This window comes from Bradyrhizobium sp. PRIMUS42, from assembly GCF_023006515.1.
Classification (GTDB): Bacteria; Pseudomonadota; Alphaproteobacteria; order Rhizobiales; family Xanthobacteraceae; genus Bradyrhizobium.
In genome coordinates this window covers 1-5,170 of record NZ_JALBGZ010000463.1, presented here as the reverse complement: position 1 = coordinate 5,170, position 5,170 = coordinate 1, and the positions used below count along the sequence as shown (strand labels likewise).

Genomic DNA, 5,170 nt, shown 5'->3' with positions numbered 1-5,170 from the left:
CGGGTGGAATCATCGGCGCCCTCACGCAGGCCGGCGTCTCCAAGGAGGATGCCTCGCGCTATGCCGAGGGCGTTCGCCGCGGCGGCACGCTGGTGTCCGCGAAGGTGCCCGATCAGGACCGCACGCGGCTCGATGCACTTCTGCACGAGAAGTCCGTGAACCTTGGAGATCGCAGCGCGGCCTGGCAGAAGACCGGCTGGACCGACTTCGATGCCGCAAGCCCACCGCTGTCTCCGGATGACATCGGCCGCGAGCGCGAGCTTTACGGCGCGGGCACGCGGCGATAGCTCTCGTCAGACCCAACTCGAAAGGCCCCGCGGTGCGGGGCCTTTTGTCGTGAGGCAAGCCGGGAAAACTAGGCATTTTGGAACCAAATTTAGCCAAATCCGCCGCATCGGATTCGGCGGAATGAAATCTCTTCGCGCCATGCTGAAGCATGTCGCTCGCTCTCCTTGCGCGGACGCAATCGGGAGAGTTTCGGAGAGATCGCCATGTATTACGTCGCCGCCGCATTGCTGGCGCTGTCGGGACTGTTCTATTCCGCGAGCAATCACGAGATCGGCTCGCTCGGCGTCACCATGTGTACCTATGGCAGCCGGTTCTGCGACAACCCGCTGATCGTCTTTTCCGGCGCGGCGCTGGCCGCCGCCTGGGGCATGTTCGTCAGCGTCAAGTAGCGAGGGCGCTAGACTTCCATCGCTGCGTTCAAGTCCGCGTTTGGACGCGAGCCCCGCTCCGGCGACCGGAGGCGTTCGAGAATTCTTGCGATGGTGGCACTCTACAGGTGTTTTGCCCGCGGGTCAAGTCGAATTAGCCTTATCCGAAACGACGATCTCCGGCATGGTAGGAACATTCGTTCTCCCATTAGCATTTGCTAGTGAGAACACCGCCCCCGATCGAGGTCTTCCCTTCCATGAGCGACAGCGCCGTCACCCCGACGAAATCCTCGCCGACGCTGCTGCAACGACTGGGGCCGGGCCTGATCACCGGAGCTGCCGACGACGATCCGTCGGGCATCGCCACCTATTCCCAGGCCGGCGCGCAATTCGGCTACGGGCTGCTGTGGACGGTATTTCTGACCACACCGTTCATGATCGCCATCCAGCTCGTCAGCGCGCAGATCGGCCGCGTCACCGGCAAGGGGCTCGCGGCCAACGTCATGAAGGTCGCGCCGCGCTGGGCGGTGCTGGCGCTTGTCGCCATGCTCGTCGCCGCGAACACATTCAACATCGCCGCCGACATCGCCGCGATGGCCGAGGCGCTCTCGCTCGTCATCGGCGGGCTCAACCACGAGCACGCCCTGATCTTCGCGGCGGGCTCGACCCTGCTGCAGGTGTTCCTTCCCTATCGCCGTTATTCGCCGGTGCTGAAATTCCTCACCTTGGCGCTGTTCGCCTATGTCGCGACCGCCTTCACCGTCAAGATCCCGTGGAGCACGGCGCTGCTCGCCGCGGTGTGGCCCAAGGCCAATGTCAGCGCCGACTATCTCATGATGGTGGTGGCCGTGCTCGGCACTACGATCAGCCCGTATTTGTTCTTCTGGCAGGCTTCGCAGGAGGTCGAGGAGATGAACCAGGGCAAACGCGATAAGCCGCTGCGCGAGCTCAAGCGCGGCGGCACGCACGAACTCGACCGCATCAAGACCGACACCATATCGGGCATGCTGCTCTCCAACGGCATCGCCTTCTTCATCATTCTGACTACCGCGTCGGTGCTGCACGCCAACGGCGTCACCAAAATCAATTCGGCGACGGAAGCGGCCGAAGCCCTGCGGCCGCTCGCCGGGGACTTCACCTTTGCGCTGTTCGCGACCGGCATCATCGGCACCGGCCTGCTCGCGATCCCGGTGCTGGCGGGCGCGGCCGCTTATGGCGTCGCGGAGATCTTCGGCTGGCGCGCCACGCTTGAGGCCAAGCCCGACGAGGCGGTCGGCTTCTACACCATCATCGCCGCGGCAACCATCATCGGCTTCGGCCTCGGCTTCACGGGCATAGACTCGATCCACATGCTGGTCTGGAGCGCGGTGCTCAACGGCATCGTCGCCGTCCCCATCATGGCAATGATGATGCTGATCGTCTCGAGCCGCGCGATCATGGGTCGCTTCAGGGCCCGGTCATGGCTGATCGCGCTGGGCTGGCTCGGCACCGCGCTGATGGCGCTGGCTGTCCTCGCCCTGCTGGGCTCGTCGATGATGGGCTGACGAAGCTACGGCGTTACGGGATTGACGGTCGGTGACGTCTGGGGTCCGGGCCGCGCCGGCTCGATCGGCGACTTCGGTCTGGTCGGGAGCACCGCGGCGCCAGCGGCCCGTGCCGCTTCTCCCGTGGTTGCATACATCGCAACGTGGGCCGGTTGGGTCTTGGCGCGATTCCAAGGGCCGTGGTCGACGATCAGCATTGCTGCAATCGTCAGACCAGCCACGATGAGCGCGATCACGCCGGGATGGCGGAGGGCGCTGGAAATGGAGTTCGCGAAACGACCACTTGTCATCGAAGGATCCGCTATTGTCCTGTCGCAGGTTAATTCAAAACCGCCCCTCTCGGTTCCCGCATCTCTCCCGGCATGTTCCAGGCCAGCGTGGCGCTTCTGCGGCAGCAAAGCGCCCGCGGCCATTGCCCTTGCGGCGCACAAGCGCCGTCCGCCGATTTACTCGCCCGGAGCAATCGCGTTGCTCGGCGTCGGCCGATCGGTGATCTGCTGGCCGAACAGGCTGCCGATCAGCTCGACAGCAGTGCGCGCCGTCCGACCACGTTCGTCCAGAAAGGGATTGAGCTCGACGATGTCGACCGATCCGACCACGCCGGAATCGTGCAACAGCTCCATGATCAGGTGTGCCTCGCGATAGGTCGCACCACCCGGCACCGTGGTGCCGACGCCCGGCGCCACGCATGGGTCGAGAAAATCGACGTCGAAGCTGACATGCAGTACCCCGTTGCTCGCCTTGACCCGCTCTATGACCCGCCGGATCAGCACGGCGACGCCGAACTCGTCGATCTGGCGCATGTCGACGACCCTGATCCGGCGTGCGCGCATCAGCTCCTTTTCGAGCTTGTCGATCGAACGCGCGCCGAACAGATCGAGCCTGTCAGGGCCGATCGAAGCGCGCGGCTCCTCGCCAAGCAGGCCGTCGAGGCCGGGCTCGCCGCACAAGAACGCGGCCGACATGCCGTGCATGTTCGCGGTGATCGTCGTCTCCGGCGTGTTGTAGTCGGCATGGGCATCGAGCCAGAGCACGAACAGCTCCCGTCCACGCTCCTGCCAATGGCGCGCCATGGCATTGACCGATCCCATGGACAGCGTGTGATCGCCGCCGAGGAAGATCGGCAGCGCGCCGGTTTTCGCGATCTCATGGCCTCGTTGGCTTAGAACGCGCGTCCAGCGCTGGATCTCGCGGTAGTGATTGGCTCTTTCCGGCGGCCTGTCCGCGAGATCCCGGACCTCGCTTGCGGAAAGATCGCCGTAGTCGACGACCTCGAAATCCAGGCTTTCGAGCAGTGTCGCAAGGCCCGCGGTCCGCAGCGCCGCAGGGCCCATCAAGGTGCCGCGCTGCGACGCGCCCATGTCGATGGGAGCACCGAGCAAGGCGATGCGCCGGGTTCGATCCGTCATGGCCTGATCGGTCACGGCTGCCTCCTGCGTCAACAAGGTTGAGCAAGCCTAACAGAGATTCGCACCCGTCGTTTCCCGGGTCCCTCCGCTGTCGGCGGATCACCTCGGAACAAAATCCCGTGCGCTGAATTGCCCCTTCAAGGCCGGCACCCGCCGTCAATCACGGCGCCTGTCGCGGATAGCCAAAGGTCGTCAGACCCGCTGTTCTAAACGAGCGCTCGCGCGGATAGCCAAAGGTGCCGGCCTCCGCCATCAGGCTTGGAGGTCGCGCACTTGAGTACGGACTTACCGCAATCCCCTTCCCACCCCGGCGTGGCCGAGCGTGCCATCGATACGGCAGCCGATGTCTCCCGCACCATCGGTGAAGTCGCCGGTGGCCTGCACGCAGCGGTCGACCGTGTGACCTCTACAATCGAGGAATCGCGCAAGCCCGGCGGAGCCCTCGCGACGGTCGCTGCGATCACGCGCGAAGCACCGCTTTCCAGCCTGTTCGTCGCTTTCCTCTTTGGCGTCGCAGTCGCGCGGCGGCGATAGATAACGCGGCGACCCTGCTCAGGCAGCGCTGACCGCGACGAATTCAGCCGCCAGGAATTGCTTTTCGAATGCCTCGGCAGGCATCGGACGGCCGAAGTAATAGCCCTGACCATCCTCGCATCCCATGCTGACCAGGAAGTCGGCGGTTGCGCGGTTCTCAATGCCTTCAGCCACGACCGTGAGGCCGAGCTGCTTGCTGAGCCCGATGGTCGAGCCGACGATCGCGGCATCGTCGGAATTCTCGAGCAGACCGAACACGAACGACCGGTCGATCTTGAGCCCGTCGAGCGGAAACTTCTTCAGATAGCTCAGGCTTGCATAGCCCGTGCCGAAATCGTCGAACAGGACGCGGACACCCAGCTGCTGGATCCGCTTGAACATGTCGAGCACGCGGCTTTCATCATGGAGCAGAATGTCTTCGGTGACCTCGATCTCAAGCAGCGAGGGCGAGAGCCCCGTCGCATCGAGCAGCGCCGCGACCGCATGCGCAAGATCGCCGGACTGAAGCTGCGAGGGCGAGAGGTTGATCGCGACGCGCACGCCGTTGCCCGACAATTCCCAGGCACGTGCCTGATGGCAGGCGGTCTCCATCACCCAATTCGCGATCCGCTCGGACAGGGCCGAAGTGTTGACTACCGGCATGAACTCTCCGGGGGAGACGTAGCCGCGCACGGGGTGCCGCCATCGGATGAGCGCTTCGGCCCCGACAAGGCCGCCGTCGATCAGACGAACCTGGGGCTGGTAGAACAGCTCGAACTCACCGCGATCTGCGGCAAGCGCCAACTCGCTCTCCAGCGTCAGCCGGTTCTCAAGCTCCTGCCGGATCGCAGCCTCGAAGAGCACGTGGCCGCCCCGCCGCGTCGCCTTGGCCCGGCTCAGCGCGAGATGGCCATTGCTCAGGAGATCGTCAGCGTTGTGCCCGCCTTCAGGATAGACGGCAACTCCGATGCTGATCCTGACGCGGTGCTGCCGCGTGCCCGTCGCAAGCGGCGCCTCGAACGCCTGCGCGATCCGCTCGGCGAACGCC

6 protein-coding genes and 1 pseudogene are annotated in these 5,170 nt (G+C 64.7%); 4 read left to right on the top strand and 3 right to left on the bottom strand.

The genetic code is table 11. The features are described 5' to 3' along the window. From MOV75_RS26675 to MOV75_RS26665, 3 genes and pseudogenes are all read left to right on the top strand, one after another. Positions 1-287: pseudogene (locus MOV75_RS26675) on the top strand (hypothetical protein); the annotation flags it as partial. Between the two features lie 204 nt (positions 288-491). Continuing rightward, complete coding sequence (locus tag MOV75_RS26670; protein ID WP_246923823.1) at positions 492-677, top strand: hypothetical protein; 186 nt, start codon at positions 492-494, stop codon at positions 675-677. Between the two features lie 236 nt (positions 678-913). Beyond that, positions 914-2,200, top strand: a complete 1,287-nt coding sequence (locus MOV75_RS26665; RefSeq protein WP_246923826.1) for an NRAMP family divalent metal transporter — start codon at positions 914-916, stop codon at positions 2,198-2,200. Positions 2,201-2,205: 5 nt separating this feature from the next. Here the strand turns inward: MOV75_RS26665 and MOV75_RS26660 are convergent, their stop codons facing one another. Both MOV75_RS26660 and rocF read right to left on the bottom strand, forming a co-directional pair. Then, entirely contained in the window at positions 2,206-2,490 is a 285-nt protein-coding gene (locus tag MOV75_RS26660) for a hypothetical protein (RefSeq protein WP_247006880.1), read from the bottom strand. A gap of 156 nt (positions 2,491-2,646) precedes the next feature. Continuing rightward, on the bottom strand, positions 2,647-3,624 hold the full coding sequence (rocF, locus tag MOV75_RS26655) for an arginase (protein ID WP_246923836.1): 978 nt from the start codon (positions 3,622-3,624) through the stop codon (positions 2,647-2,649). Between the two features lie 258 nt (positions 3,625-3,882). Between rocF and MOV75_RS26650 the strand changes: the two genes are divergently transcribed. Continuing rightward, on the top strand, positions 3,883-4,143 hold the full coding sequence (locus MOV75_RS26650) for a hypothetical protein (RefSeq protein WP_246923841.1): 261 nt from the start codon (positions 3,883-3,885) through the stop codon (positions 4,141-4,143). A gap of 18 nt (positions 4,144-4,161) precedes the next feature. Here MOV75_RS26650 and MOV75_RS26645 read toward each other — a convergent pair. Next, positions 4,162-5,170: bifunctional diguanylate cyclase/phosphodiesterase (locus tag MOV75_RS26645; protein ID WP_247006878.1), on the bottom strand; the 1,009-nt coding region annotated here is incomplete at its 5' end.